The following is a 24,432-nucleotide window of genomic DNA, read 5'->3' on the forward strand; positions in this document are numbered from 1 at the left end:
CCCCCACCCCCCAGCCCCGCCGCGCTTTCGCCCGGCCGCCCCTTTCGTCGTATCTACCCCGGACGCACCGCTGGCCCGCGCCGCGCCGGCGCGGGGGCCGTTGCTGCCGGTATCGGTGTCGGCGGTAGCGTGGGAAGCACAGCTCACGGTGGTCGCCACCGGCGACCCGGCTGCGAAAGAGGTGGGCGCCATGGCCGATATGCGCGATCCCGGTCGGGAGCATGCCGGGACTGGACCCGGCTATCGCTTGATGGACGAGGTGCTCGATATCGGCGACGCGGAACGCGAGGATTTGGACTACGACCTGGGCGACGACGATCAGGCCGACGAGGTCCGCGAATACGAGCGCTACATCACCGACCCGCCGGATTCGCTGATCATCCGCTATCACGAGAACGACGACACCGGCCGCCTGGGCATTGCCCGCGAACTCGACCAGGAGTGGAGCCGGCGTCGGCGCCGCGAGGAGCTACGCGCCGAGGACACGCGCCCCGCGGAGACCGCGGCCATGGAGGTGCACGACGAACCCGCGGACTGAGCGGCCGGCTCCTGTCGCCGGGCGATAGGTTCGACATCATGGGCGAGTTCACGGGATTCCCGATCGCGGGGCCGGACTTCTACGAGGATCTCGAGGCCGACAACTCGAAGACGTTCTGGGCCGCCAACAAGCATGTGTACGAGGAAGCCGTGAAGCGGCCGATGACCGCGCTGATCACCGACCTCGAACCCGAGTTCGGGCCTGCCAAGCTCTTCCGCCCCTATCGGGACGTGCGCTTCGCCAAGGACAAATCCCCGTACAAGACCCACCAGGGGGCGGTGGTGCATACCGCTCCGGGCGTCGGCTGGTATGTCCAGATCGGCGCGCCCGGACTGTTCGTGGCCGGCGGTATGTACGCGGCCACGCCGGACCAGCTGGCACGCCTGCGGATCGCTGTCGACGACGATGTGCGCGGCGCCGAGCTCGAGCGGATCGTGCAGAAGCTCGTACAGGCCGGGTACATCCTCGGCGGCGACAAACTGAAGACCCGCCCCAAGAGCTATCCCCCCGACCACCCGCGCATCGACCTGCTCCGGCACAAATCGCTGACGGTCAGCCGGGAATTCGGCGCTCCCGAGTGGCTGGAAACCCCACGGGCAGCTGCGAAGATCCGAGAATCGTGGGAATCCCTGCGCCCCATCGTGGAGTGGCTCGGGGCCGTCGTCGGGAACTGAGCCGGTAGCCGGGCCGGCGACAGCAGGCGGTTGCGGGGCAGGCCCGCCCATCCGGACCCGGCCTACCCCGCAGCTCAGCGGGGAACTCGCACACCGGACAGGACCAGGAATGCGCCCGCCACCGAAACCGCCGCGACCGCGAGAGCGAAGGCGGTGACGCCCGGCGCGAAACCGAGGTGATCGCTCACGGCGCCCAACCCGAGAATCGCGACTCCGGCGGTGGTGTAGGCACCGATATTGAGGGCGGCATTGGCCTCGGCGAGCCGGTCGGCAGGTCCAGCTGGGCGATCCGCTCCCCGAGCCCGCCCGCGCGGATCTGCGCCTGGAAACCGTGCTGGCCGCACTGAGCGACCCGCTTCGGCTCAGCATCGTGCGGGCCTACTACCTGGAGTCGGGGGGTGTCCCACAGCCCTGCGGCTGGTTCCGGATCGACCGGCCGAAGTCGACCCGGACGCACCACTGGCGGGTCCTGCGCGAATCGGGCCTGATCAGGCAATGGCAGCACGGCCTGGAACGGCGCAATGTGGTGCGCGTGGCCGACCTCGACGAGCGCTTCCCCGGCCTGCTGAACCTGGTGGCGGCCTGGGAGCCGCCGGACTGATCAACCGCGCGGCCGGGCGGGGCAGGACACGGCCCAACCGGCCGGCGAGCCTACGAGCTGTCGCATTGTCTGTTACCCGTCGTCCTACTAATGTGTATCGTCACAAGTACCGGCGTCCGCAGGTCCCAGGACCGCGCCGCGGGTGCCGCTGACGATCGAGGAGGATCGATGAGGCCGTTGCGCACGCCCGCCTCCGGGCAGGTGACCGACCCGGGGAAGGTCGCGCTCACCGCCCGCGACGTCCGGTTCGACTGGACCGGTCTCCCGCTGCACTGGATGAAATCCGATCCGATCGCCTCGCATGTGCTCAACGCCCTCAACCTGCTGCTACCGGAAGGCGAGCGCAGTTTCCTGACGACATTCGGTGAGGCGCTGCCGTTCGTGCGGGACGCGAAGTTACGCGAGGACATGCTCGGCTTCATCGGACAGGAATCGATGCACGCGGAAACGCATGCCGGGTCGCACGAGATGCTGCTGGCCGCCAACGGGGTCGATCCCGGACCGTACCTGGAGCAGGCCGAATACGTGTTCCGTAAGACCATCGGGCCGCGGCGGTCCACGAACACCCGCGCCGGGCGGCAGCAACTGGTCGACCGGCTGGCCGTGATCGCCGCGCTGGAACATTTCTTCGCGTTTCTCGGCGATTGGGTGCTCAACAGCGACCTGGAGAAATTCGACGCGGATCCGCGCATGCTCGACCTGTACCGCTGGCACGGCGCCGAGGAGGTCGAACATCGCAATGTCGCCCACGACGTCGCCGAATACTTCGGTGTCGGCTACCTCCGCCGCGGCGCGGTGATGCTGCTGGTCTTCCCGTCGTTCCTGGTGCTGCTGGTCCGCGGGACGAAATTCCTGGTGCACCGCGACCCGGCACTCCCCGACCTCGGCTACCCGCGACTGCTGCTGCGGATTCTGCGGTCGATGCGGCGCGGCGCCCTTCCCGGCATCCCGGCCCTGCTGGTCAGCGCGCTGTCGACGTTCCAACCGGGCTACAGTCCCGAGTCGGTGGGGTCCACCGCGCAGGCCATCGCCTACCTGGCGCAATCGCCCGCGGCCCGGGCGGCTTCATGAGCGGGCCCGCACCCGCACTGCCCGCCGATCTGCACGGCCGCAAGCGGCGGGACCGGACATTGCGCCTGCTCGATGCCGTCGTCGGCGCCCGGCTGCACTGGACGGCGGTGACCAACCGGCGTGAGCTGGTGCCGCGCGTGGACGACCGGCGGATTCCCGTGGTGGTCACCGGACGACGGGTCGAAGCATCCGGCGAAGATGTGGTGAGCCTGCGATTGGCCGCACCGGACCGGCGGGAGCTGCCGCCGTGGCGCCCCGGGGCGCATCTGGATGTCGAATTGCCGTCCGGGCGCCTGCGGCAGTACTCGCTGTGCGGCGACCCCACCGATACCCGGAGTTATCGGATCGCGGTGCGCCGCATACCGGGCGGCGGTGGTGGTTCCGCCGAGATACAGGGCCTTCCTGTCGGGACCGCGCTGGTGGTACGCGGGCCACGCAACGCATTCCCGTTCGCCGCGCCGGGGTACGGGTCACCCGCCCGGCGGGTGCGATTCCTGGCCGGGGGTATCGGTATCACCCCGATTCTGCCGATGATGCGACTCTCCGAATCGCTGGGTATCGACTGGACGATGGTGTACACCGGACGCGTCCGGGATACCTTGCCGTTCCTGGCCGAAGTGGAACAGTTCGGCCGGCGCGTGACGGTACGCACCGATGCCGAGCACGGTGTACCCGGCGCCGCCGAACTCCTGGCCGGAATCGGGCCGGGCACCGCTGTGTACTGCTGTGGACCTGCCCCGATGGTCGCCTCCGTGGCGGGCGCGGTACGCGGAATGCCCGGCGTGGAACTCCATTGCGAGCGTTTCTCGGCACCGCCCATAGTGAACGGTGTGCCGTTCGAGATCCAGTTGGGCGCCGGCGGCGAGGTGCTCCAGGTCCCCGCGGACCGCTCCGCCCTCGATGTGCTGCTCGAACTCCGGCCCGACCAGCCGTATTCGTGCCGCCAGGGTTTCTGCCGCACCTGCCGGGTCCGGGTCGCGGCCGGCACCCCGGACCACCGCGACAACGTCCTGACCGCAGCCGAACGCGACAGCGGCGACCTGCTCGTCTGCGTATCACGCTGCGCGGGTGGGCGACTGGTGCTCGACCTGTGACCCCGACCCGATCCCGCCGACAGCACGAGGAGACGAACGTGACGGCATCCCTCTCGGAATTTCCGGCAACCGAACGGACGGTGCACCATCGGGGTTTCGACCTCGCCGTCTACGAGTACGGTGATCCGGACGCCGAAACCGTTGTGCTCGTGCACGGCTGGCCCGATACCCACCACCTGTGGAACGGCGTGATCCCGCTGCTGGCGCGGCGTTTTCATGTGGTCGCCTACGATACCCGCGGGCACGGCGCCTCCACCCGCACCGCACGGGTCGCGGATTTCCGGCTGGCGGAGCTGGCGGCCGATTTCTTCGCGGTCGCGGCCGCGGTGAGCCCCGACCGGCCGGTGCACGTGCTCGCCCACGACTGGGGCTCGGTGCAGGTCTGGGAGGCGGTATGCGAACCGGGGGCCGCCGAGCGTATCGCCTCGTTCACGTCGGTATCCGGTCCGAATCTCGACCATTTGGGCGCATGGGTACGAGACCGGCTCGGAAAGCCCGGCCCGCGCAATATCTGGCAGCCGTTCACCCAGCTGCTGTCCTCCGCCTACACCGGTTTCTTCATGACCCCCGGACTGCCCCGCGTGGCATTCGGCCTGCTGGCCACCGAACAGCGCTGGCGCAAGGTCATCCAGATCATGAACAGCACCGCGCCGGAGACGATCTTCTTCGGGCCGACGCTGAAGCAGGATATGGTGAACGGCCTGCTCATCTACCGGGCCAATATCCTTCCGCACCTGCGGAAACCGCGAGAGCGGAGAACCGACGTACCGGTCCAGCTGATCGTGGCCGGGCGCGATATCGCGGTGCGGCCCGCCGGCTACGACGATTCGGGCCGGTGGGTGTCGCGGCTGTGGCGCCGCGACGTCCCGGCCGGGCACTGGATGCCCTTCTCGCATCCGGACCTGCTCGCGAGCGCGACCACCGAGCTGGTGGACGCGGTTCAGCGGGGCGAGTTCGCTTCGGAAAGAGCCGGCGAATCACCCGGCGGTCTCCGGCACCTGCGAATCGCGAACGAGCCTGCCCGGCACACCGAGGCACACTGAGCGATTCCGTCGGCGCTGCGTGGCGCACATTGCGCCGTACGAACCGGCGGATCCGGTCACGAAGCCGATACCGGCGTTTCGGCCGGTCCGGGATGCGCCCGGCCGAAACGTTCACTCCACGCGCGGATCTGAGCGATCATCTCCGGCGGTTCGAGTATCCGGAATTCGGCCTCCAGTGACCCCAGCGCCATGGTGGGCCAGTCCAGCGAATCGGTGGTCATCGCGACTCGGCAGCGGCCGGAATCGACCGCCTCGACCGAACTCCAGCGCCCGATCCGCTCACGAACGGCCTCGGCCGGGGCCTCGACGAGGGCTTCGACGCGGTACGGCCGCGCGACATTGTCCACCCCCGCCCGGACGAACTCCGCGGCATCGGCGGTGGGCAGGTCGCGCGGGCGGAAGCGGGAGCCGTCGCCCTCGGGGCCGGTCAGCCGGTCGATCCGGAAGCTGCGCCAATCGTGGCGGGTCAGGTCGAAGGCGACGAGGTACCAGCGGCGGCCCAGCGAGACCAGCCGGTGCGGCTCGACATGCCGTTCGGTGGTCCGGCCGTCGGCGGCGGTGTAGCCGAAACGCAGGCGTTCGCTGTCCCGGCAGGCCAGGGCGACAGTGGTGAGCGCGGCCGGATCCGGTCCGGGGCCCGGCCGGTCGCCCCAGGCGGCGGGTACGGTCATCGTCCGGATCGCCTCCACCCGGCGGCGCAGCCGGGGCGGCATCACTTGGATCACCTTCGCCAGTGCCCGTACCGAGGGTTCGGCGACTCCCTCGACCATGCCCTGCATCGCGGCCTGCAAGCCGATGACCAGCGCCACCGCCTCGTCGTCGTCGACCATCAACGGTGGCAGCGCGGCACCGGCCGCGAGCTGGTAACCGCCGTCGACACCGCGCTGCGCTTCCACGGGATAGCCGAGGTCACGGAGCCGGTCGATATCACGACGCAGGGTGCGCGCCGAGACGCCGAGCCGGTCGGCCAGCTCGTTCCCGGGCCAGTACTTGTGTGTCTGCAGCAGCGACAGCAGGCGCAGGGTCCGGGTGCTCGTATTCGCCATACATTCGATTGTCGTCGAATTGCGGTCGGTTTCTGACCGCAGTCGCGCAGCGGCGCTGCCTACTTCGTCGTGCCGTGCAGGGAGATACCCGCGATCGTCCGGGCGGTGAGCGACCCGTCCGCGTGTTTGCGGCCGTACACCACCAACGGGGCACCGACGTCGATTCCGGCCGGATCGCTGGCGATCAGCACATAGAGCTTGGTTGCGCTGTCGGTGTAGACGACGATATCCGACCGGGTGAGTTCGCTGTGGATCGTCAGTATTCCGCGCTCATTGGCTTTGACCTTGCCGAAGACGAAACCGGCCCCGATCTCCGGCGCCGCCGGCCCGGCTGCCGGACGCTCCGCAACCGTGGGCGCCGCGGGCGAGGTGGTGCCGCGCGCCGCAGTGGTGGCGGCGAAAGTGGTGGCGACCGGGTCACCGCTCCCGGCGGGATCGGAGACCCGCCCGAGTACGAAACCACCGGCGACCAACAGGACCGCCAGGCCGAGCACGAATCCCAGCAGGGCATGCCCACCCCAGGGGACGGAACCGGCCCACGCAGGCGCCACCGGAGGCCGCACGCCGTGGGATTCTTCGACTTCTCCCGGTGGGTTTCCCGCCGCGCTCGCTGGCTCGCGGCCGCGCACCTGCTCCACGGGGGGAGCTATCGGGGGCTCGGCGGAAACACCGGGCCCTTCGGGGCCCTGGACGGCCTGCCCCCGGGCCGCCCGGATGACCCCAGGGTCCAGCCGGCCGAACCGGTCCTCGGGCAAGCCGGCTCCGTGGCGTGAGCGTGACCACGGAGTGCGCTTGCCGGACATAGTGCCAGGCTAGGCGCTGTGTTCAGCCCCCTATCTTCACTGGCGGGAGGAACAATCGGAGGAAAGCCGGTCCCGGACAATGATGTTCGCGCATTCGGTCACTGCGCGGCGACAACCTCCAGGACCTGTTCGCCGTACCTCGCCAGCTTGCTCTCACCGACACCACTCACCGCGCCGAGGGCCGCCAGATCCCCGGGTTTACGGGCCGCGATCTCGCGTAGAGTCGCGTCGTGGAAGACCACGTAGGCGGGCACGCCCTGTTCCTTGGCGGTATCGGCCCGCCACTGGCGCAGCCTTTCGAACAGTGAGGTGTCGGCCTCGGTCAGTTCCACCGCCGCGGCCTTCGCCGACTTGGCGCTACGGGCCGCACGCGAGGGGGTCGGACGTTCGGGTTCCCGGCGCAGCCGCACGGTACGACCGTCGAAGAGCACGGATTCGCTGGCCTCGGTCAGGGTCAGCACACCGTAATCACCGTGCACCGTCAGCAGCCCCTGGGCGAGCAATTGCCGGACCACGCCGCGCCATTCGCTGTCGCGCAGATCCGTACCCACGCCGAACACACTCAGTTCGTGGTGGTCGTACTGCTGGACCTTCTGATTCTTCTTGCCGAGCAGGATATCGATGAGATGGCCGGCCCCGAAGCTCTGGCCGCGCTCGCGTTTCAGGCGCAGCACGGCCGAAAGCAGTTTCTGCGCCGCGACGGTTCCGTCCCAGGATTCGGGTGGACTCAGGCAGGTATCGCAGTTACCGCACGGCTGCGCCGACTGACCGAAATAGGCGAGTAGCTGCGTGCGGCGGCAATCGACCGTCTCGCACAACGCGAGCATCGCATCGAGGTGCAGCTGCAACTGCCGGCGGTGGGCGGCGTCGCCTTCCGAGGAGTCGATCAGTCGGCGCTGCTGCACCACATCCTGCAGCCCGTAGACCATCCAGGCAGTGGACGGCAGGCCGTCGCGCCCGGCACGGCCGGTTTCCTGGTAGTAGCCCTCCACCGATTTGGGCAGGTCGAGGTGGGCGACGAAACGGACGTCCGGCTTGTCGATGCCCATGCCGAACGCGATGGTCGCGACGATGACCAGCCCGTCCTCCCGCAGGAACCGGGCCTGGTTCTCGGCGCGGGTCCGGTGGTCGAGGCCCGCGTGATAGGGCAGGGCCCGGATACCGTTCTCGGTGAGGAATGCCGCGGTTTTCTCGACCGAGTTCCGGGACAGGCAGTAGACGATGCCGGCGTCGCCGGGATGTTCGGCACGCAGGAAATCGAGCAGCTGGCGGTCGGGGCGGTTCTTCGGCTCGATCCGGTACTGGATATTGGGACGGTCGAAACTGGCGACGAACCGCCGAGCCCCGGCGAGGTCGAGCCGGGTGATGATCTCGTCGCGTGTTTTCGCCGTAGCGGTAGCGGTCAGCGCGATCCGGGGAACGTCGGGCCACTGTTCGTGCAGCACCGACAGCGCCAGATAATCGGGCCGGAAATCGTGGCCCCACTGCGAAACACAGTGCGCCTCGTCGATCGCGAACAGCGCGATCCGGCCCCGCCCGAGCAATTGGATCGTGGACTCCATCCGCAACCGCTCGGGGGCCAGGTACAGCAGGTCGAGTTCACCGGCCGCGTACTGCGCCTCCACCGCCCGGCGCTCGTCCGGGAACTGGGTGGAGTTGAGGAAACCGGCGCGGACGCCGAGCGCGCTCAGCGCATCCACCTGGTCTTGCATGAGCGCGATCAGCGGCGAGATCACCACCCCGGTCCCGTCGCGGACGAGCGCGGGAATCTGATAACACAGCGATTTGCCGCCACCGGTGGGCATGAGCACCAATGCGTCCCCACCACCGATCACCTGATCGACGATCTCGCGCTGCGCACCGCGGAAACTGTCGTAGCCGAAGACCCGGCGCAGCACCTCGTGGGCGGGGTCGTCGGTTACCGGAGGTGCCACGGCGGTGTCTTCAGCGGTATCCACGCGGCCATCCTACGAGCGCCGGCACCGCCCGCACCGCGAGAAGGACGGGCGGAGGGCCGGGATCCGCGAGTTGTCCCCAGGTGGAAAAACTTTTCGTTCCGGACACTATTGCGGTCAAAAAGTGGCCGCAATGGGTCATACCGTGGTTCTCGAACCCGGAAAAACCCGCTCCGAACAGCCCCGACGAAAGGCGACGATCATGGCCGCGACCTCCACCCTCGACAAGACCGGCACCACTCCGCTCTCCGGCGAACGTGCCGACCTGCTCGCCGAGCTGCGCAAGGCGCGCTTCTTCCTGAAATTCACCACCCGCGACCTGACCGACGAGCAGGCCGCCGGCCGCCCGACCCACAGCGAACTGTGCCTCGGCGGCCTGATCAAGCACGTCACCGCGGTCGAACGGGGCTGGGCGGATTTCATCCTGGAAGGCACCTCGGCCATGAAGGACTTCGACGATATGACCGAGGAGGACTACGCCGGACGCGTCGACGAATTCCGGATGCTGCCCGGCGAAACGCTCGCCGGTGTGCTCGCGGCGTACGACGAGGTCGCCGCCCGGACCGACGATATGGTCGCGACCCTGCCCGACCTGAGCAGCACCTGGCCGCTGCCCAAGGCGCCCTGGTTCCAGGACGAATCGTGGTCGGCCCGCCGGGTACTGATGCACATCATCGCCGAAACCAGCCAGCACGCGGGTCACGCGGACATCATTCGTGAAGCGATCGACGGCGCGAAGTCCATGGGCTGATCCTTCGCACCGAGCGACCCCGCCGCAGCCGGTAGTCCGGAGCAACCCTGAATCAGGTGGTGCGACGATTCCCGGACCCGAGCTGCCGCCGGGGTCGATTCGAAACTGCAAGCGCCGGGGGTGCCGGCGTGGCAGGCCGCGGGAACGCGTACCGTTGACCGGCTCGCACTGCGGGCGCGCTAGTCCAGGTCGGCAGTTGGTTTCCGCGGCCACTGCCGCAACTGCGGTGGCCGGTCGGATCCGGCGCGCGGCAGGCGGCCGGCTACCCGCCCAGTCGGTCCAGGACCCGCTGATGGAGATGTCCGTTGGTCGCCACCGCATCGCCGCCGTGCGGGCCGGGCCGGCCGTCCAGGGAAGTGAAGGTGCCACCGGCCTCCCGGACGAGGATGTCCAGGGCGGCGAGATCCCACAGCGAAACCTCCGGTTCGGTGGCGATATCCACCGCACCCTCGGCGAGCAGGCAGTAGCTGAAGAAATCGCCGTAGCCACGCACCCGCCACACCTCGTCGGTGAGTGCGAGGAACGTGTCCCGCAGGCCGCGCTCGCGCCAGCCGGACAGACTGGAGAACGCGAGACTGGCCGAATCCAGCTCGGCCACCGCGGAAACGGTGATCGGCTGCGGAGCTCCCGGATGGAACGTCGACCACGCACCCTGTCCGGCGGCGGCCCACCAGCGGCGGGCCAGGGCGGGCGCACTCACCACACCGACCACCGGCACGCCGTCATCGAGCAACGCGATGAGCGTGGCCCACACCGGTACCCCGCGGACGAAATTCTTGGTGCCGTCGATCGGGTCGACCACCCACTGCCGGCCCGTCAGCTCGGCATTCCCGCCGAACTCCTCACCCAGCACGGAATCCTCGGGCCGGCCGTGCCGCAGCATCCGGCGAATGGCCTCCTCCACGGCCAGATCCGCGTCGGAGACGGGGGTCAGGTCCGGTTTGGCGTCGACCTTCAGGTCCAGCGCACCGAACCGTTCGCGGGTGATCGCGTCCGCCTCGTCGGCCAGGCGTAACGCGAGTTCGAGGTCAGAGGAGTGAGCAGCCACACCGCAAACCTTAGTGAACGGCGCGGGCGGCCCCGCCGCAGCCCGCGCCGGGCCCGAGCACGTCCGGCGGACCCGAGCCGAGCTTCACGGTGACCCGACGAGAGCCCGCACCGGCCGCCGACCCGCAATTGTGTGCCTGCGGTCGACGACCGCACGGCCGGCCGGTAACCACCGTGCTCATACCAACGCTGCGCGGGCCGCGACCAATGCGTCCGCCCACCAGTGCAGCCGGTCCAGCATGGTCTGCGCCGCCGCTTCCGGTTCGGCCGGCGCCAGCAGTTGCCCGTCCTCGCCGAAGAGCAGGTAGTAGCGCGGGAACGAGACGTACTCGCGGACGGTGTGCGCATCGAGTTCGCTGAAGACCTGACGCAGATGTTCGATCGCGGTGAGCCCACCGGTGGCACCGCTGTATCCGACGAAAGCGATCGGTTTGCGCTGCCACTGGGTGAAATGCCAGTCGATCACGGCCTTCAGCGAGGCCGGGTAGCTGTGGTTGTAGTCGGGTGTCACGATGACGAAGGCGGCGGCGGCCGAGAGCCGTTCGGTGAGATCGAGCATGCCGGCGGGGCGTTCGGGATTCGGCTCCAGAGCGGGCGGGGCAGCGGGCAGTACCAGGGGTATTTCGGCCTCGGCGAGATCGATCACGTCGATCTCGAAACGCCCGTGCGCGGCGGCCTGCGCGGCGAACCACGCGGCCACGACGGTGCCGAACCGGCCCTCCCGGACGCTGCCGATGATCACCGCGAGGCGCAACGGGGTAACGGACATGGTGTGCTCCCTCTTCTCGGGCGGCCCGGCGGCCGCCACCGGGTTCCGAATCTGCCGCGCCGCCGGACCGGCAGGGAGACCGTGCCGAGAGTGGTAGTGCCAGGGACACCCTCGGCGGGACCGGCGCGGATACCGTGAGGAGGTGAGCGAGAACGAGATGGGGCTGTTCCTGCGCAGCCGGCGGGAAGCCGTACGCCCCGCGCAGGTGGGGCTGCCCGCCGGGCCGCGACGCCGCACCCCGGGATTACGCCGGGCGGAGCTCGCGACGCTGGCCGGAGTGAGCGTGGAGTACATCACGCGGCTCGAACAGGGCCGCGATCGCAATCCCTCACCGCAGGTGCTCTCCGCGCTGGCGGACGCCCTCGGCCTGTCGACCAACGAACGGGTCCATCTCTATCGGCTGACCAAGGCCGATACCGGCTTCAGCTGTACCGGTCCGGGAGCGCCGGTGCGCACCGTCCGCCCCACTGTCCGGGCATTGCTCGACCAGCTAGAACCCGCCGCGGCCGCGGTGGTCGACAGCCGGACCGAGGTGCTGGCCTGCACCGCCGGATATCGGCGCTTGATGGAACCCACCGGCGCGCTCGACGCCGACCACGGCGCCAATCTGGCCCGGTTCACCTTCACCGATCCCCGGGCCCGGAAGGTGTATCCGGACTGGGATCATCAGGCCGATCATATAGTCGCCACCCTCAAACAAGGCCCGTTCCGGGCCGACCCCCATATCGCGGCGCTCGCCGATCAGCTCACCATCGCCGCGGGCGCGGCTTTCACCGAGCGGGTCGCCACGGTCCCCAACCTGCCCGCCCCGGCCGGGATCACCCGGCTGGCGCATCCCGAGGCCGGGTCGCTACGCCTCGCCTATGAAACCCTGGCCCTGTTCGCCGACGACGATCAGCAGCTGATCGTCCATCTTCCGGCCGACCCGGCAACGGCCGGTGCGCTGGACCGGCTCGGCGGCCGGCACCACGGCATGCTTCGCGCCGTGCCCGGCTGACAGTCCAGACGATTCCGGATGCGTCCGTGCAGGTAGGCCAAGTTCTGCCCGGTGCACGCCGGAGTCGTCGCGGGTTGCGCGGCGGCTGCCGCCGGCCACACAGCGGGCCGGCGAACCGGCTATCGTGCCCGCACTGTTTCACCGCCTCCTGCGCTGCCGGTAGCCTTGAACACCGTGCATCCTGACGTTACCGCCGACCTCGCCGAACTCGACGCAACTCTGAAGACCGTCGAATCGGTCCTCGATATCGATGAGCTGCGCCGTCGTATCGAAGAGCTGGAACATCAGGCCGCCGATCCCGAGCTGTGGAACGACCAGGACCACGCCCAGCAGGTGACCAGCGAACTCTCCCATGCGCAAGGTGAACTGCGCCGGGTGCAGGAATTACGGCAGCGCTTGGAGGATTTGCCGGTCCTGTACGAGCTGGCCGAGGAGGAAGAGGGCGAGGCCGAGACCAGTGCCCTGGCCGACGCCGACGCCGAACGCACTGCGTTGCGCGCCGATATCGAGGCCCTCGAGGTGCGCACACTGCTCTCCGGCGAGTACGACAAACGTGACGCGCTGGTCAATATCCGGTCGGGCGCCGGCGGCGTCGACGCGGCCGACTGGGCCGAGATGCTGATGCGTATGTACATCCGCTGGGCCGACCGGCACAAGTACGGGGTCGAGGTGTACGACACCTCCTATGCCGAAGAAGCCGGGATCAAGAGCGCCACCTTCGTGGTGAAGACCCCGTACGCCTACGGCACCCTGTCGGTGGAGATGGGTACGCACCGGCTGGTCCGGATCAGCCCCTTCGACAACCAGGGCCGCCGCCAGACGTCCTTCGCCGAGGTGGAAGTGCTGCCGGTCGTCGAGACCACCGACCATATCGAGGTTCCGGAAACCGATATCCGGGTCGATGTCTACCGGTCGTCCGGCCCGGGTGGGCAGAGCGTCAACACCACCGACTCCGCGGTGCGCATCACCCATATCCCCACCGGCATCGTGGTCACCTGCCAGAACGAGAAATCGCAGCTGCAGAACAAGGTTTCGGCCATGCGGGTGCTGCAGGCGAAACTGCTGGAACGCAAACGGCAGGAGGAGCGCGCGCAGATGGACGCGCTCAAGACCAACGAGGGTGCGTCCTGGGGTAACCAGATGCGCTCCTATGTGCTGCACCCGTACCAGATGGTCAAGGATCTGCGCACGAACTACGAGGTGAACAACCCCTCGGCGGTGCTCGACGGCGATATCGACGGGTTCATCGAATCCGGGATCCGCTGGCGGATGAATACAGGTCAGCAGGAGAGCTGACACTCCCGAACGCGGGTACTGGCAAGGGTTCCGGTGACGAATGAGGTGGTCTGATGCGTGCGGAGGGGTCCGAAACCCTCGCGCTGTCACTGGCGCTTTCCACTGATGTGACCTCCTGGCTGCGGTCCTCGGGCCTGGAGATCGTGCTGCTGATTCTCGGGGCCATGCTGTTCGCCCGGTTCGCCACGTACCTGCGCGACCGGGTGACCCAGCGCATCGACTCCGGCTTCCGCGGTGGTGATGCGCTGGTGCGGTCCGAGGAGGCCAAACACCGGCACGCGCTGGCACAGGTGCTGACCTGGGTGGTGCTGACCGTCGCGTATGTACTGGTCGCCATGGAAGTGCTGCAACGGCTCGGATTCTCCATGTCGGGGCTGGTGGCGCCCGCGGCGGTACTGGGCGCCGCGCTCGGTTTCGGCGCGCAGCGCATCGTGCAGGACATCCTGGCCGGGTTCTTCCTCATCACCGAACGCCAATACGGGTTCGGTGATGTGGTGCGGATCGCGGTGACCGGGGTCGCCGATCCGGCCGAGGGCACGGTGGAGGATGTGACGCTGCGGGTCACCAAACTGCGCAACCCGGACGGCGAGGTGATCACCGTCCCGAACGGGCAGATCGTGAAAGTGACCAATCTGTCGAAGGATTGGGCCCGGGCGGCGATCGATGTGCCCGTTTCGGCGAGCGCCGATATCCTGCGGATCAACGAAGTGCTGCACGAGGTGGGCGGGCAGGCCTACCGCGACCCCCGCCTCGAACCCCTGCTGCTGGACGAACCGACGGTAATGGGTGTGGAGGACCTGACCGTGGACCAGATGAACATCCGGATGGTGGCCCGGACACTGCCGGGCAAACAGTTCGAGGTGAGCCGGGAACTGCGCGTACGAGTGGCCGCGGCGATGCGCCGGGAGGGTTTGAATGCGCGCGCGTAGATCGACGCTGATCCTGGCGGGGAGCTGGATCGCCACCTTCGTGCTGTACCTGTTCGTCAAACCGGACGATATCGTCCGCCACGATCCCGCGCCGGCGCCGGTTCAGCAGGTGCCCGCGGTGGTCCTGCCGGGCCGCTAGCCCGCTCGATACCGCCCGCCGCCGGGTTCGTTATCGAATGGTTACACTGACTCCTCGTGATCACCCTGCGCAACGTCAGCAAGTCGTATCCGACCGCGACGCGAGCCGCACTCGACAATGTCACCGTCCACATCGACAAGGGTGAGTTCGTCTTCCTCATCGGTCCGTCCGGTTCCGGGAAGTCGACCTTCATGCGGTTGCTGATCAAGGAGGAGATCCCGACCGCCGGCGAGGTGGAGGTCGCGGATTTCCGGGTGGACCGGCTGCCCGGGCGGCGGGTACCGCGGCTGCGGCAGCGGGTGGGCTGCGTGTTCCAGGATTTCCGGCTGCTGCAACAGCGGTCCGTCGCGCAGAATGTCGCGTTCGCGCTGGAGGTGATCGGTAAACGCCGCCAGTTCATCGACCGGACGGTGCCCGAAGTACTGGAACTGGTGGGCCTCGGCGGTAAGGCCGACCGCTTGCCGAGCGAATTGTCCGGTGGTGAACAACAACGGGTCGCAATCGCGCGGGCCTTCGTGAACCGGCCGCTGGTGATGCTGGCCGACGAACCCACCGGCAACCTCGACCCCGAGACGAGTTACGAGATCATGCTGCTGCTCGAACACATCAACCGGATGGGCACCACGGTGCTCATGGCCACCCACGACCCGCTGATCGTGGACGGGATGCGCCGCCGGGTGGTGGAGCTCTACGACGGCCGGCTGGTCCGGGATCAGGCGACCGGCGGCTACGAGGTGGGCCGGTAATGCGCGCGGGCTTCCTGTTCGGCGAGGTCTCCGAGGGCCTGCGCCGCAATATCATCATGACGGTCGCGATGATCCTGACCACCGCGGTCTCACTGACCATGCTCGGCGGTGGCCTGCTGGCGGTGCGGATCGCCGACAAGACCGAGCAGTACTTCCTGGACCGGCTCGAGGTGCGGCTGTACCTGACCGAGGACATCTCCGCGACCGATCCGGATTGCGCGAACGACCCCTGCCACACCCTCATGGCGGACCTGAAGTCCGTCGACGGTGTGGACAGCGTGCAGTACCTCAACCGCGACGCCGCGATCCGCGAGGCCAAGGAGAAAACCTTCAAGGACCAGCCCGAGCTGGCGGAATACGTGAGCGAGACCCCGCTACCGGCCTCGCTGCGGGTGAAGATGGCCGATGCCTCGCTGTACCCGACGATCTACGAGCAGTTCTCCGACAGCCCAGGCGTGGGTATGGTCCGCAACGACAAGGACATCGTGGACCGGCTGGTGAGCCTGTTCGACGGGCTGCGCAACGCGGCATTCGGGCTGGCCCTGCTGCAGGCGGTGGCAGCGCTGCTGCTGATCGCGAACATGGTGCAGATCGCCGCGTTCACCCGGCGAACCGAGGTGCACATCATGCGCCTGGTCGGCGCCACCCGCTGGTATACCCAGTTGCCGTTCCTGCTGGAGGCGGTGGCGGCCGCGCTGGCGGGCGGCGTGCTGGCAACCGTGGGGCTGTTCGCCGCGCGTCCGCTGGTGATCGACCGGGCGCTGGGCGATCTGTTCGCGAGCAATGTGTTCCCGCGGATCACCTTCGACGATATTTTCACCACCGCGCTGATGGTGGTCCCGGTGGGCGTGGTGTTCGCGGGCCTCACCGCGTACGCCACCTTGCGCTGGTACGTCCGCGACGTGCGGGAATAGCGGAACGTCGGGTCCGGGGCCGGCACGGTTGCGGCCCCGTCCGAACGCAGCCCGGCAACGGCCGTCCGAACGCAGCCCGGCAAACGCCCGCACGCACAGATCTCGGCTTGCGTCCCGGCAACCATCGGCCGGCATCCCGTCTCGGCAAGGCCATTCCGCGTTCGGTCCCGGCTACCGGGCCGTCCCGGCTACCACTCGTCGCCCTGGGACGGGCGCTGCCGCGGTTTGGCGGTGGGTATTCCGGTTTGTGTCCGCTCACCAGGACGAGTCGGCGACTCGACGCCGTTCTTACTCCGCAGTAAGATAGCCTTACTCCGCAGTAAGATAGCTGGGGCCAGACCCTCACCCCGCCCGAGAAAACAGGTGATGATGAGCATTCGAGACAGCGCTACCAAGCGGCGTCCGGACAACGGCGTCCGCCAGGAGAACGGGGTGGGCCTGCACCAACCCAAACGGGATTGGATGGGCGCCGCCATGCGGGTCATGTCGACGATCACCGGCTCGGAGCTCGCCGAGAAATACAACCTGCGCAAACCGATCGACCGGGTCACCTACGAGAGCACCAAGACCGGGTTCCGCACCCTCGGCGCCGCGACCCGCGCGTTCAACAAGGTCGCCGGTGGCGGGGCACCCAAACGCCTCCCCGACAACGAGTCCAAGACCAAGGACTACTTCGATCTCACCCCCACCGACGAACAGCAGATGATCGTCGAAACGGTGCGGGAGTTCGCGGCCGAGATCCTGCGCCCGGCCGCGCACGACGCCGACGAGGCCGCCGCCGCGCCGAAGGACCTGCTCGGCCGCGCCGCCGAACTCGGCATCACCTTGATCAACGTGCCGGAGGAGCTCGAGGGCGCGGCCACCGAACGCGGTGCCGTCACCAACACGATGGTGGCCGAGGCGCTCGCCCACGGGGATATGGGTCTGGCTCTGCCGCTGCTGGCTCCCAGCGGGGTGGCCGTCGCGCTGTCCCAGTGGGGTACCGACGCCCAGCAGCAGACCTACCTGCCCGCGTTCACCGGTGAGAACGTGCCCCAGGCGTCGGTCGTGATCAGCGAACCGCGCGCGCTGTTCGATCCGTTCAGCCTGCAGACCAAGGCCGTGCGCTCCCCCAGCGGCTACCGCCTCAACGGGGTGAAGAGCCTGGTCCCGGCCGCCGCCGATGCCGAGATCTTCGTGGTCGGCGCCGAACTGGACGGCCGGCCCGCACTGTTCATCGTGGAATCCGATGCCAAGGGCCTGTCCGTGGAAGCCGACCCCAGCATGGGTCTGCGTGCCGCCGGCCTGGGCCGCCTGGTACTGGACAACGTCTCCGTCGGCGCCGACGCGATCCTCGGTGAGGGCGATGCGAAACAGCATGCCGCCGATTACCGGGACGCGGTCCAGCTGGCCCGCCTGGGCTGGGCGGCCCTGGCCACCGGTACCGGCCAGGCCGTGCTCGACTACGTGATCCCCTACGTCAACGAGCGGGAAGCGTTCGGCGAACCGATCAGCCATCGCCAGGCCGTGGCGTTCATGGTCGCCGATATCGCCATCGAACTCGACGGCCTGCGGCTGGTCACGCTGCGCGGCGCCGCCCGTGCCGAACAGGGCCTGACCTTCGCTCGCGAGGCCGCGCTGGCCAAGAAGCTGGCCACCGACAAGGGCATGCGATTCGGCCTGGACGGCGTGCAGTTGCTCGGCGGTCACGGTTTCACCAAGGAGCACCCGGTCGAACGCTGGTACCGCGACCTGCGCGGCATCGGCGTCGCCGAAGGCATCGTGTTGGTGTAGGCCCCGGCCGCTGCGGATTCATACTTCTCAGGAGACTTCTCATGATCAACCTTGAACTTCCGAAGAAGCTGCGGGCCAGCGCTAATCAGGCGCATCAGGTGGCCGCGCAGATCTTCCGGCCGATCTCGCGCAAGTACGACCTCGCCGAGCACGAGTACCCGGTGGAGCTCGACACCATGGCCGCCATGGTCGACGGGCTCAGTGATTCCGGCACCCAGAAGATCAGCGGTGCGGCCGGTGGGCGATCCGACGAGGACGAAGGTCCGGCGACCATGCCCGTCAACGCCAACGGCGGCAATATGTCGGCCCTGCTCAATGCTCTGGAAACGTCGTGGGGCGATGTCGGGCTGATGCTGTCGATCCCGTATCAGGGCTTGGGCAACGCCGCGATCGCCGCGGTCGCCACCGACGAACAGCTCGAGCGGTTCGGCAAGGTATGGGCGTCGATGGCCATCACCGAACCGAGTTTCGGCTCCGATTCGGCCGCCGTCACCACCACCGCCGTGCTCGACGGCGACGAATGGGTGCTCAACGGCGAGAAGATCTTCGTCACCGCCGGTGAACGCTCCACCCATATCGTGGTGTGGGCCTCGGTGGACCGCAGCCTCGGCCGCGCCGCCATCAAATCGTTCGTGGTCCCCCGGGACGCTCCGGGGCTGTCGGTGGCCCGGCTCGAGCACAAGCTCGGTATCAAGGCCTCCGATACCGCGGTGCTGCTGCTGCAGGATTGCCGGATTCCGAAGGACAATATCCTCGGCAGCCCGGAAGTGAACGTGGAGAAGGGTTTCGCGGGGGTCATGCAGACCTTCGACAACACCCGTCCCATGGTCGCCGCGATGGCCATCGGCGTCACCCGGGCCGCACTGGAAGAACTGCGCAGCATCCTCACCGACGCGGGTATCGAGATCTCCTACGACACCCCGCCCAACAGCCAGCACGCCGCGGCGGCCGAATTCCTGCGGATGGAGGCCGACTACGAATCCGCCTACCTGCTGGCCCTGCGGGCGGCCTGGATGGCCGACAACAAGCAGCCCAACTCGCTGCAGGCCTCCATGTCGAAGGCGAAAGCGGGCCGCACCGGTACCGATGTGACCCTGAAATCGGTGGAACTGGCCGGTGCCGTCGGCTACTCGCAGCGCCTGCTGCTGGAGAAGTGGGGTCGCGACTCCAAGATTCTCGACATCTTCGAAGGCACCCAGCAGATCCAGCAGCTCATCGTCGCCCGCCGGGTCCTGAACCTGACCAGCGCCGAACTGAAGTAAGCGAACAGTGGAACCGGTCCGGATCGTCGCGGCGACCCGGGCCGGTTCCGCGTGTCCACCCGCCGAGCCGTTCAGCGTCCGCAGCCATTCCTTCCGCCGACCGGCGGCGGACCGCACCTGGAAGCAGAACCGAGATTGCCCCGCGCCGCCCGCGCGGCGTTCTGGACAGCGCGCCGACCGGGTGACATGTTGGTGACGACCGTTTATCGCGATGTGTTCGACCCGGTCGGATCCGCCCGCGCTGGACGCCCGGATCCGCCGGTACGTGTTGCCCCTCTCCACCCTGCTGAACCCACCACCGGGTGCGGTATCCCCGGACAACGTATCTGCAAGGAGACTGGTTATGCGCACACAGGGCTTCGCCCGTCGGCTCGTCACTTCTCTCGCCGCTACGGCCGCGGCCACCATGCTCTTCACCGGACACGCGGCCGCCGAGCCGGCCCAGGTCGATTGGGTTTCGGCGACCCAGCAGCTGCGGGCGGCCGCCGCCGGTAACCCCGGCGCCGAGCGTGCCGTCGACACGCTCCTCGGTGATCCGCGGGTCACCGAGGCCGCCCGGGAGGCCGCGCTGCCGGCCCAGCCGTTCCAGATTCCGGCCGAATCCAATATCGGCCGCGGTGGCGGGCCCGGAATGTATGGGTCGGGTGTGGCGCTGAATATCGACGGGTTCCGGTTCGCCTTCTTCGGCGGTCCCGGCACCATCGCGCCGAATCAAGCCGGCGCGCGCTTGGAAGTGGTTTGGCTGAACCTGTCCAACGGTCGCAGCGGAATGGAGCCGCTGACCGAACATATCGACATCATCGCCGACACCACGATTCGCACCCGGGTGATCGATCCGGGCCCCGGCATGGTCGTGGCCGCCGTCTACGGCAGCCTGTGGCATCGGTGGCCGGTTCCGGTGAGCCCGGAGCATCCGGACGGGTTCCAGTACGTGCGTGGCGAGATCACCTTCCCGTCGCTGGGCTCGGTCTACAACTGAGCCGCCCGGCCGGTACCACTCCCGGGGCACGCGTCGGATATTCGGCGCGTGCCCTTTTCATGGGATGTTCCGACCACGTTGCGATGTCTTTTTTGTCCGGTGCGTACGTTGTGAGCCGAGGCACTTTCACTGCTACGGTGGCCCCGATATGCCGTTCGGAATCGCTAGGTCGAGTGCCGACGCGAGAATCTGTGGAGGTGTTCGAGGGTGAACCTGGCGCATGTACTGGAGACTGTCAAGGCATACGGGCTGCTGCAGTCCAGTGGATTCATCGATCTGAAGAATCCGGGGGAAACCCTGCGGACGCTGAAGGATTCCAAAACCTACATCCCGCAGGCCACGCTGATCATGCATTCGGCCCGGATCGCGCCGGACGCTCCAGGGCTGGTCGACGAACGCGGGGAGCTGACGTACCGCGAACTCGACGAACTGTCCACCAAAATCGCCAACGGGCTGCGCAAGGCGGGCCTCACCGAGGGCACCGTGATCGCCATCCTGGCCCGCGACCATCGCGGCCTGATCCTGTCGATGGCCGCCGCCGGTAAACTCGGCGTGAAAATCGCCCTGATGAACACCGGTTTCGCCAAACCCCAATTCGCCGAGGTGTGCGAGCGGGAGAAGGTCAAGGCGGTTCTGCACGACAGCGAATTCCTGGGCCTGCTCGATGCGCTGCCCGCCGATATGCCGCGGTTCCTCACCTGGGTCGACGAGGGCACCGAACTGCCCGAGGGCGCCAAGAGCCTCGATGACCTGGTCGCCGAGAACGGCCTCGACGCACTCCCGGTCCCCAGCAAGCCCGGCGGGTTCATCATCCTGACCAGCGGTACGACCGGTCTGCCGAAGGGCGCCCCGCGCGAGAAGGCGTCGCCCGTGGCCACTGCGCAGTTCCTCGACCGGATGCCGTTCCGCAAGCGCGCCACGATGGTCATCGTGTCGCCCATCTTCCACAGCACCGGCCTGGGGACGTGGCTGGTTGCCACGGGCCTGACCAACAAGATCGTCATGCGGCGCCGGTTCGACGCCGAGGCCACGTTGAAGATGGTGTCCGACCACAAGGCCGAGATGCTGGTCGCGGTGCCGACCATGCTGCACCGGATGGTGGAACTGCCCGAAGAGGTGCGGGCCAAGTACGACACGTCCTCGCTGAAGGGCATCGTGCTGGCCGGTTCGGCGCTGTCCCCCGAGCTGAGCATCCGGGCCGCCGAGGTCTTCGGGCCCGTCGTCCACAACCTCTACGGCTCCACCGAGGTCGCCATCGCGACGGTCGCGCAGCCGGCGGATCTCGCCAAGGCCCCCGGCACGGTGGGCCGGCCCCCGCTGACCTGCGATGTGCGGCTCTACGACGACAACGACAAACAGGTCACCGCGAAGAACACCACCGCCCGTATCTTCGTACGCAGCGGTGCACCCTTCGAGGGCTACACCGACGGCCGGCACAAGCAGATCATCGACGGCTACATGTCCAGCGGCGATGTCGGCCACTTCACCGACGACGGCCTGCTGATGGTCGACGGCCGCGACGACGACATGATCGTCTCCGGTGGCGAGAACGTCTTCCCGCAGGAGGTGGAGAACCTGCTGCTCGAGCGCGAGGACATCTTCGACGCCGCCGTCGTGGGCGTCGACGATGTGGAGTTCGGCAAGCGCCTGCGCGCCTTCGTCGTCCCCGAACCGGGCCACACGCCCACCGAGGACGAGATCAAGACCTACGTGAAGGAGAACCTGGCCCGGTACAAGGTGCCGCGCGAGGTCGTCTTCCTCGACGATCTGCCGCGTAACCCCACCGGCAAACTGCTGCGCCGGGTGCTCGTGGAATACGAGGTCTGACAACCGTTCTCGACGGCCGAAACCGGGATATCCCACAATGATGTCCCGGTTTCACTACTGTCCGAGACAATGTCGGCGCGGCGGCCCGCCCGGTTGCTAGGGTTGGCTCAGCACTGGAGCTCGAACAGGCAGATCGCCGGTCCCGGCGGTTACGCCGCGGAAGGTTGTCGCCGATGACATTGTCGCTGCCCGGCCCCGTTCGCAAGGCCGGCGATATGGCACTGGCCGTGAACGTTATGCGCAAACGCGGCCTGTTCGATCCGCTGCGGCTCGACCACGCCGTCAAATCGATGGTCAACGCGAGCAAGTACGGCCCGTTCGCCGCGGTCGTCATGCATGCCGTGCAGGACCGTCCCGATTCCCCCGCGATCGTCGACGAAAAAGGCGAGCTCACCTTCCGCGCTCTCGACGAGCAGTCGAACGCCTTCGGCCGCGGGCTCGCCGAGCGCGGGCTGCAGGCCGGGGATGTGGTGGCCATTCTGGCCCGCGATCACCGCGGCATGGTGCTGAGCATGCTCACCGCCGGAAAGCTCGGCCTGCGGGCGGTGCTGATGAATACCGGATTCGCCAAACCACAGTTCGCCGATGTGGCCGAACGCGAGAAGGTCAAAGCGGTTCTGCACGACAGCGAGTTCTTCGAACTGATGAGCGCGATCCCCGAATCCGTTCCGCGAATCCTGACGTGGGTGGACGAAGCCCACGGTGCCGACCCCGCGATCCCCACGGTGGAATCGGTCTCCGCCGGGCAATCCACCGCCCCACTGGCAGCGCCGCGCAAACCCGGCGGGACGGTCATCCTGACCAGCGGCACCACCGGTACGCCGAAGGGCGCCCCGCGCGACAAGGTGAGCCCGTTCATCTCCGCCCAATTCATCGACCGGGTGCCGCTGCCCAGTAACGGCACCATGGTGATGGCGGCACCGATCTTCCACGGCACCGGACTGTCCCAGTTCAGTCTCGGACTCGGCCTCGGCAACCGGGTGATCTTCCAGCAGCGCCGCTTCGACCCCGAGCTCACCCTGGCCAATATCGAGCGGTACCGGGCGGATTCGCTCATCGTGGTGCCGACCATGCTGCAGCGCATCCTCGACCAGCCCCGCGAGATCCTGGACCGCTACGACGTGTCCTCGCTCCGGGTGATCTTCGCGGCCGGTTCGGCGATCCCGCCCGACGTGGTGGTACGCACCGGCGAGTACTTCGGCGATGTGCTGTACAACCTGTACGGCTCCACCGAATGCGCCGTGATCACCGTGGCCACCCCGGAAGAGTTGCGCGCCGCACCGACCACGGCCGGCCGGCCGCCGGTCGGGGTCCGGATCGCGCTGTACGACGAGAACCGGAAGCGGATCACCGAACCGGGCGTGACCGGCACGATCTTCATCGACAACCCGCACGCGTTCAAGGCCTACACCGACGGCCGCACCAAGGAGCAGGTGGACGGCATGATGTCCACGGGCGATGTGGGTCATCTGGATGAGCAGGGCCTGCTGTTCATCGACGGCCGCGACGACGACATGATCGTCTCCGGTGGGGAGAACGTTTTCCCGCAGGAGGTCGAACATCTCATCGCCAACCGCCCCGATGTGCTCGAGGCCGCGGTGGTCGGCGTGGACGACCGGGATTACGGCAAGCGGTTACGCGCCGTGGTGGTCCCCGGCCCGGATTCGGCGCGGGACCCCCAGGAGATCAAGGACTACGTCAAGGCCAACCTCGCCCGCTACAAGGTCCCCCGTGAAGTCATCTTCCTCGACGAACTCCCCCGCAACGCCACCGGCAAACTGCTCCGCAAACCCCTGACCGACCTGGACCCCGCCGACTGATCCCCGCGGAACTCACCCCCAACCAACACCTCCAACCGAACGCAACCACGGCGGCGCCGAGTCGCACGAGGCCCCGAGCGGTCCACATAACCCCCGGAACCAGACGCAACCACGGCGGCCCCGACTCACACGAGGCCCCGAGCGGTCCACATAACCCCCGGAACCAGACGCAACCACGGCGGCGCCGAGTCTTACGAGGCCCTCAGTGGTTTTTGCCCGGGGGGCGGGGGGGGGGGGGGGGGGGGGCGGGGGGGGGGCCGCGGGGAGCGGGCCGGGGGCGCCGCGGGCGGGCGGGGGCGCCACCCCGCCGCCCCGGCCCGCGGCCCGGACGCCCACCCCCCCCCCCCGCCCCGCCGGG

23 protein-coding genes are annotated in these 24,432 nt (G+C 68.2%); 18 read left to right on the plus strand and 5 right to left on the minus strand.

Features of this window, described 5'->3' with window-relative positions:
• The 6 genes from QH276_RS15855 to QH276_RS15880 all read left to right on the plus strand — a co-directional run.
• On the plus strand, positions 1–538 hold a 538-nt coding region (locus QH276_RS15855; RefSeq protein ID WP_280406791.1), incomplete at its 5' end, for a hypothetical protein.
• A 38-nt stretch (positions 539–576) separates the two neighbouring features.
• Positions 577–1,212, plus strand: coding sequence for a DUF2461 domain-containing protein (locus QH276_RS15860; protein ID WP_280397731.1), 636 nt, complete (start codon positions 577–579; stop codon positions 1,210–1,212).
• A 331-nt stretch (positions 1,213–1,543) separates the two neighbouring features.
• Positions 1,544–1,813, plus strand: a complete 270-nt coding sequence (locus QH276_RS15865; protein ID WP_280397732.1) for an ArsR/SmtB family transcription factor — start codon at positions 1,544–1,546, stop codon at positions 1,811–1,813.
• Between the two features lie 168 nt (positions 1,814–1,981).
• The gene (locus QH276_RS15870) at positions 1,982–2,884 is read left to right on the plus strand and encodes a metal-dependent hydrolase (protein WP_280397733.1); all 903 of its coding nucleotides are present in this window, start codon (positions 1,982–1,984) and stop codon (positions 2,882–2,884) included.
• Positions 2,881–3,978, plus strand: a complete 1,098-nt coding sequence (locus tag QH276_RS15875; protein ID WP_280397734.1) for a PDR/VanB family oxidoreductase — start codon at positions 2,881–2,883, stop codon at positions 3,976–3,978. The genes QH276_RS15870 and QH276_RS15875 overlap by 4 nt, the downstream gene beginning before the upstream one ends.
• A gap of 38 nt (positions 3,979–4,016) precedes the next feature.
• Positions 4,017–5,021, plus strand: coding sequence for an alpha/beta fold hydrolase (locus tag QH276_RS15880; protein ID WP_280397735.1), 1,005 nt, complete (start codon positions 4,017–4,019; stop codon positions 5,019–5,021).
• 56 nt (positions 5,022–5,077) lie between these two features.
• Here the strand turns inward: QH276_RS15880 and QH276_RS15885 are convergent, their stop codons facing one another.
• The 3 genes from QH276_RS15885 to recQ all read right to left on the minus strand — a co-directional run bounded on the left by QH276_RS15885 (position 5,078) and on the right by recQ (position 8,828).
• Entirely contained in the window at positions 5,078–6,067 is a 990-nt protein-coding gene (locus QH276_RS15885) for a helix-turn-helix transcriptional regulator (RefSeq protein ID WP_280397736.1), read from the minus strand.
• A 59-nt stretch (positions 6,068–6,126) separates the two neighbouring features.
• The gene (locus tag QH276_RS15890) at positions 6,127–6,630 is read right to left on the minus strand and encodes a hypothetical protein (RefSeq protein WP_280397737.1); all 504 of its coding nucleotides are present in this window, start codon (positions 6,628–6,630) and stop codon (positions 6,127–6,129) included.
• Positions 6,631–6,968: 338 nt separating this feature from the next.
• Positions 6,969–8,828, minus strand: a complete 1,860-nt coding sequence (gene recQ, locus QH276_RS15895) for a DNA helicase RecQ (protein WP_280397738.1) — start codon at positions 8,826–8,828, stop codon at positions 6,969–6,971.
• A 199-nt stretch (positions 8,829–9,027) separates the two neighbouring features.
• On the opposite strand from recQ, the gene QH276_RS15900 reads away from it, so the two are divergent.
• A complete protein-coding gene (locus QH276_RS15900; protein WP_280397752.1) occupies positions 9,028–9,576 on the plus strand; it encodes a DinB family protein in 549 nt (182 codons plus the stop codon).
• Between the two features lie 262 nt (positions 9,577–9,838).
• Here QH276_RS15900 and hisN read toward each other — a convergent pair whose 3' ends face one another.
• Both hisN and QH276_RS15910 read right to left on the minus strand, forming a co-directional pair.
• A complete protein-coding gene (hisN, locus tag QH276_RS15905) occupies positions 9,839–10,624 on the minus strand; it encodes a histidinol-phosphatase (RefSeq protein ID WP_280397739.1) in 786 nt (261 codons plus the stop codon).
• Between the two features lie 177 nt (positions 10,625–10,801).
• Positions 10,802–11,392 (minus strand): NADPH-dependent FMN reductase, encoded by a 591-nt coding sequence (locus tag QH276_RS15910; RefSeq protein ID WP_280397740.1) that lies wholly within the window; start codon positions 11,390–11,392, stop codon positions 10,802–10,804.
• Between the two features lie 142 nt (positions 11,393–11,534).
• On the opposite strand from QH276_RS15910, the gene QH276_RS15915 reads away from it, so the two are divergent.
• From QH276_RS15915 to QH276_RS15965, 11 genes are all read left to right on the plus strand, one after another.
• Positions 11,535–12,389, plus strand: coding sequence for a helix-turn-helix domain-containing protein (locus tag QH276_RS15915; protein ID WP_280397741.1), 855 nt, complete (start codon positions 11,535–11,537; stop codon positions 12,387–12,389).
• 174 nt (positions 12,390–12,563) lie between these two features.
• Complete coding sequence (gene prfB / locus QH276_RS15920) at positions 12,564–13,685, plus strand: peptide chain release factor 2 (protein WP_280397742.1); 1,122 nt, start codon at positions 12,564–12,566, stop codon at positions 13,683–13,685.
• 53 nt (positions 13,686–13,738) lie between these two features.
• A complete protein-coding gene (locus QH276_RS15925; RefSeq protein ID WP_280397743.1) occupies positions 13,739–14,614 on the plus strand; it encodes a mechanosensitive ion channel family protein in 876 nt (291 codons plus the stop codon).
• Positions 14,601–14,753, plus strand: coding sequence for a hypothetical protein (locus tag QH276_RS15930; protein WP_280397744.1), 153 nt, complete (start codon positions 14,601–14,603; stop codon positions 14,751–14,753). The genes QH276_RS15925 and QH276_RS15930 overlap by 14 nt, the downstream gene beginning before the upstream one ends.
• A gap of 56 nt (positions 14,754–14,809) precedes the next feature.
• On the plus strand, positions 14,810–15,499 hold the full coding sequence (ftsE, locus tag QH276_RS15935; protein WP_280397745.1) for a cell division ATP-binding protein FtsE: 690 nt from the start codon (positions 14,810–14,812) through the stop codon (positions 15,497–15,499).
• Positions 15,499–16,413, plus strand: a complete 915-nt coding sequence (gene ftsX, locus QH276_RS15940) for a permease-like cell division protein FtsX (RefSeq protein WP_280397746.1) — start codon at positions 15,499–15,501, stop codon at positions 16,411–16,413. Before ftsE ends, ftsX begins: the two co-directional genes overlap by 1 nt.
• Positions 16,414–16,776: 363 nt before the next feature.
• Positions 16,777–18,186, plus strand: a complete 1,410-nt coding sequence (locus QH276_RS15945; RefSeq protein WP_432278579.1) for an acyl-CoA dehydrogenase family protein — start codon at positions 16,777–16,779, stop codon at positions 18,184–18,186.
• A 41-nt stretch (positions 18,187–18,227) separates the two neighbouring features.
• The gene (locus QH276_RS15950; protein WP_280397748.1) at positions 18,228–19,448 is read left to right on the plus strand and encodes an acyl-CoA dehydrogenase family protein; all 1,221 of its coding nucleotides are present in this window, start codon (positions 18,228–18,230) and stop codon (positions 19,446–19,448) included.
• A gap of 343 nt (positions 19,449–19,791) precedes the next feature.
• Positions 19,792–20,427, plus strand: coding sequence for a hypothetical protein (locus tag QH276_RS15955; RefSeq protein ID WP_280397749.1), 636 nt, complete (start codon positions 19,792–19,794; stop codon positions 20,425–20,427).
• 207 nt (positions 20,428–20,634) lie between these two features.
• Positions 20,635–22,254, plus strand: a complete 1,620-nt coding sequence (locus tag QH276_RS15960) for an acyl-CoA synthetase (protein WP_280397750.1) — start codon at positions 20,635–20,637, stop codon at positions 22,252–22,254.
• Between the two features lie 173 nt (positions 22,255–22,427).
• A complete protein-coding gene (locus QH276_RS15965; protein ID WP_280397751.1) occupies positions 22,428–24,074 on the plus strand; it encodes an acyl-CoA synthetase in 1,647 nt (548 codons plus the stop codon).
• Positions 24,075–24,432: the final 358 nt, after the last annotated feature.

Origin of the sequence: Nocardia carnea (assembly GCF_029869215.1) — a bacterium.
Classification (GTDB): Bacteria; Actinomycetota; Actinomycetes; order Mycobacteriales; family Mycobacteriaceae; genus Nocardia; species Nocardia carnea_B.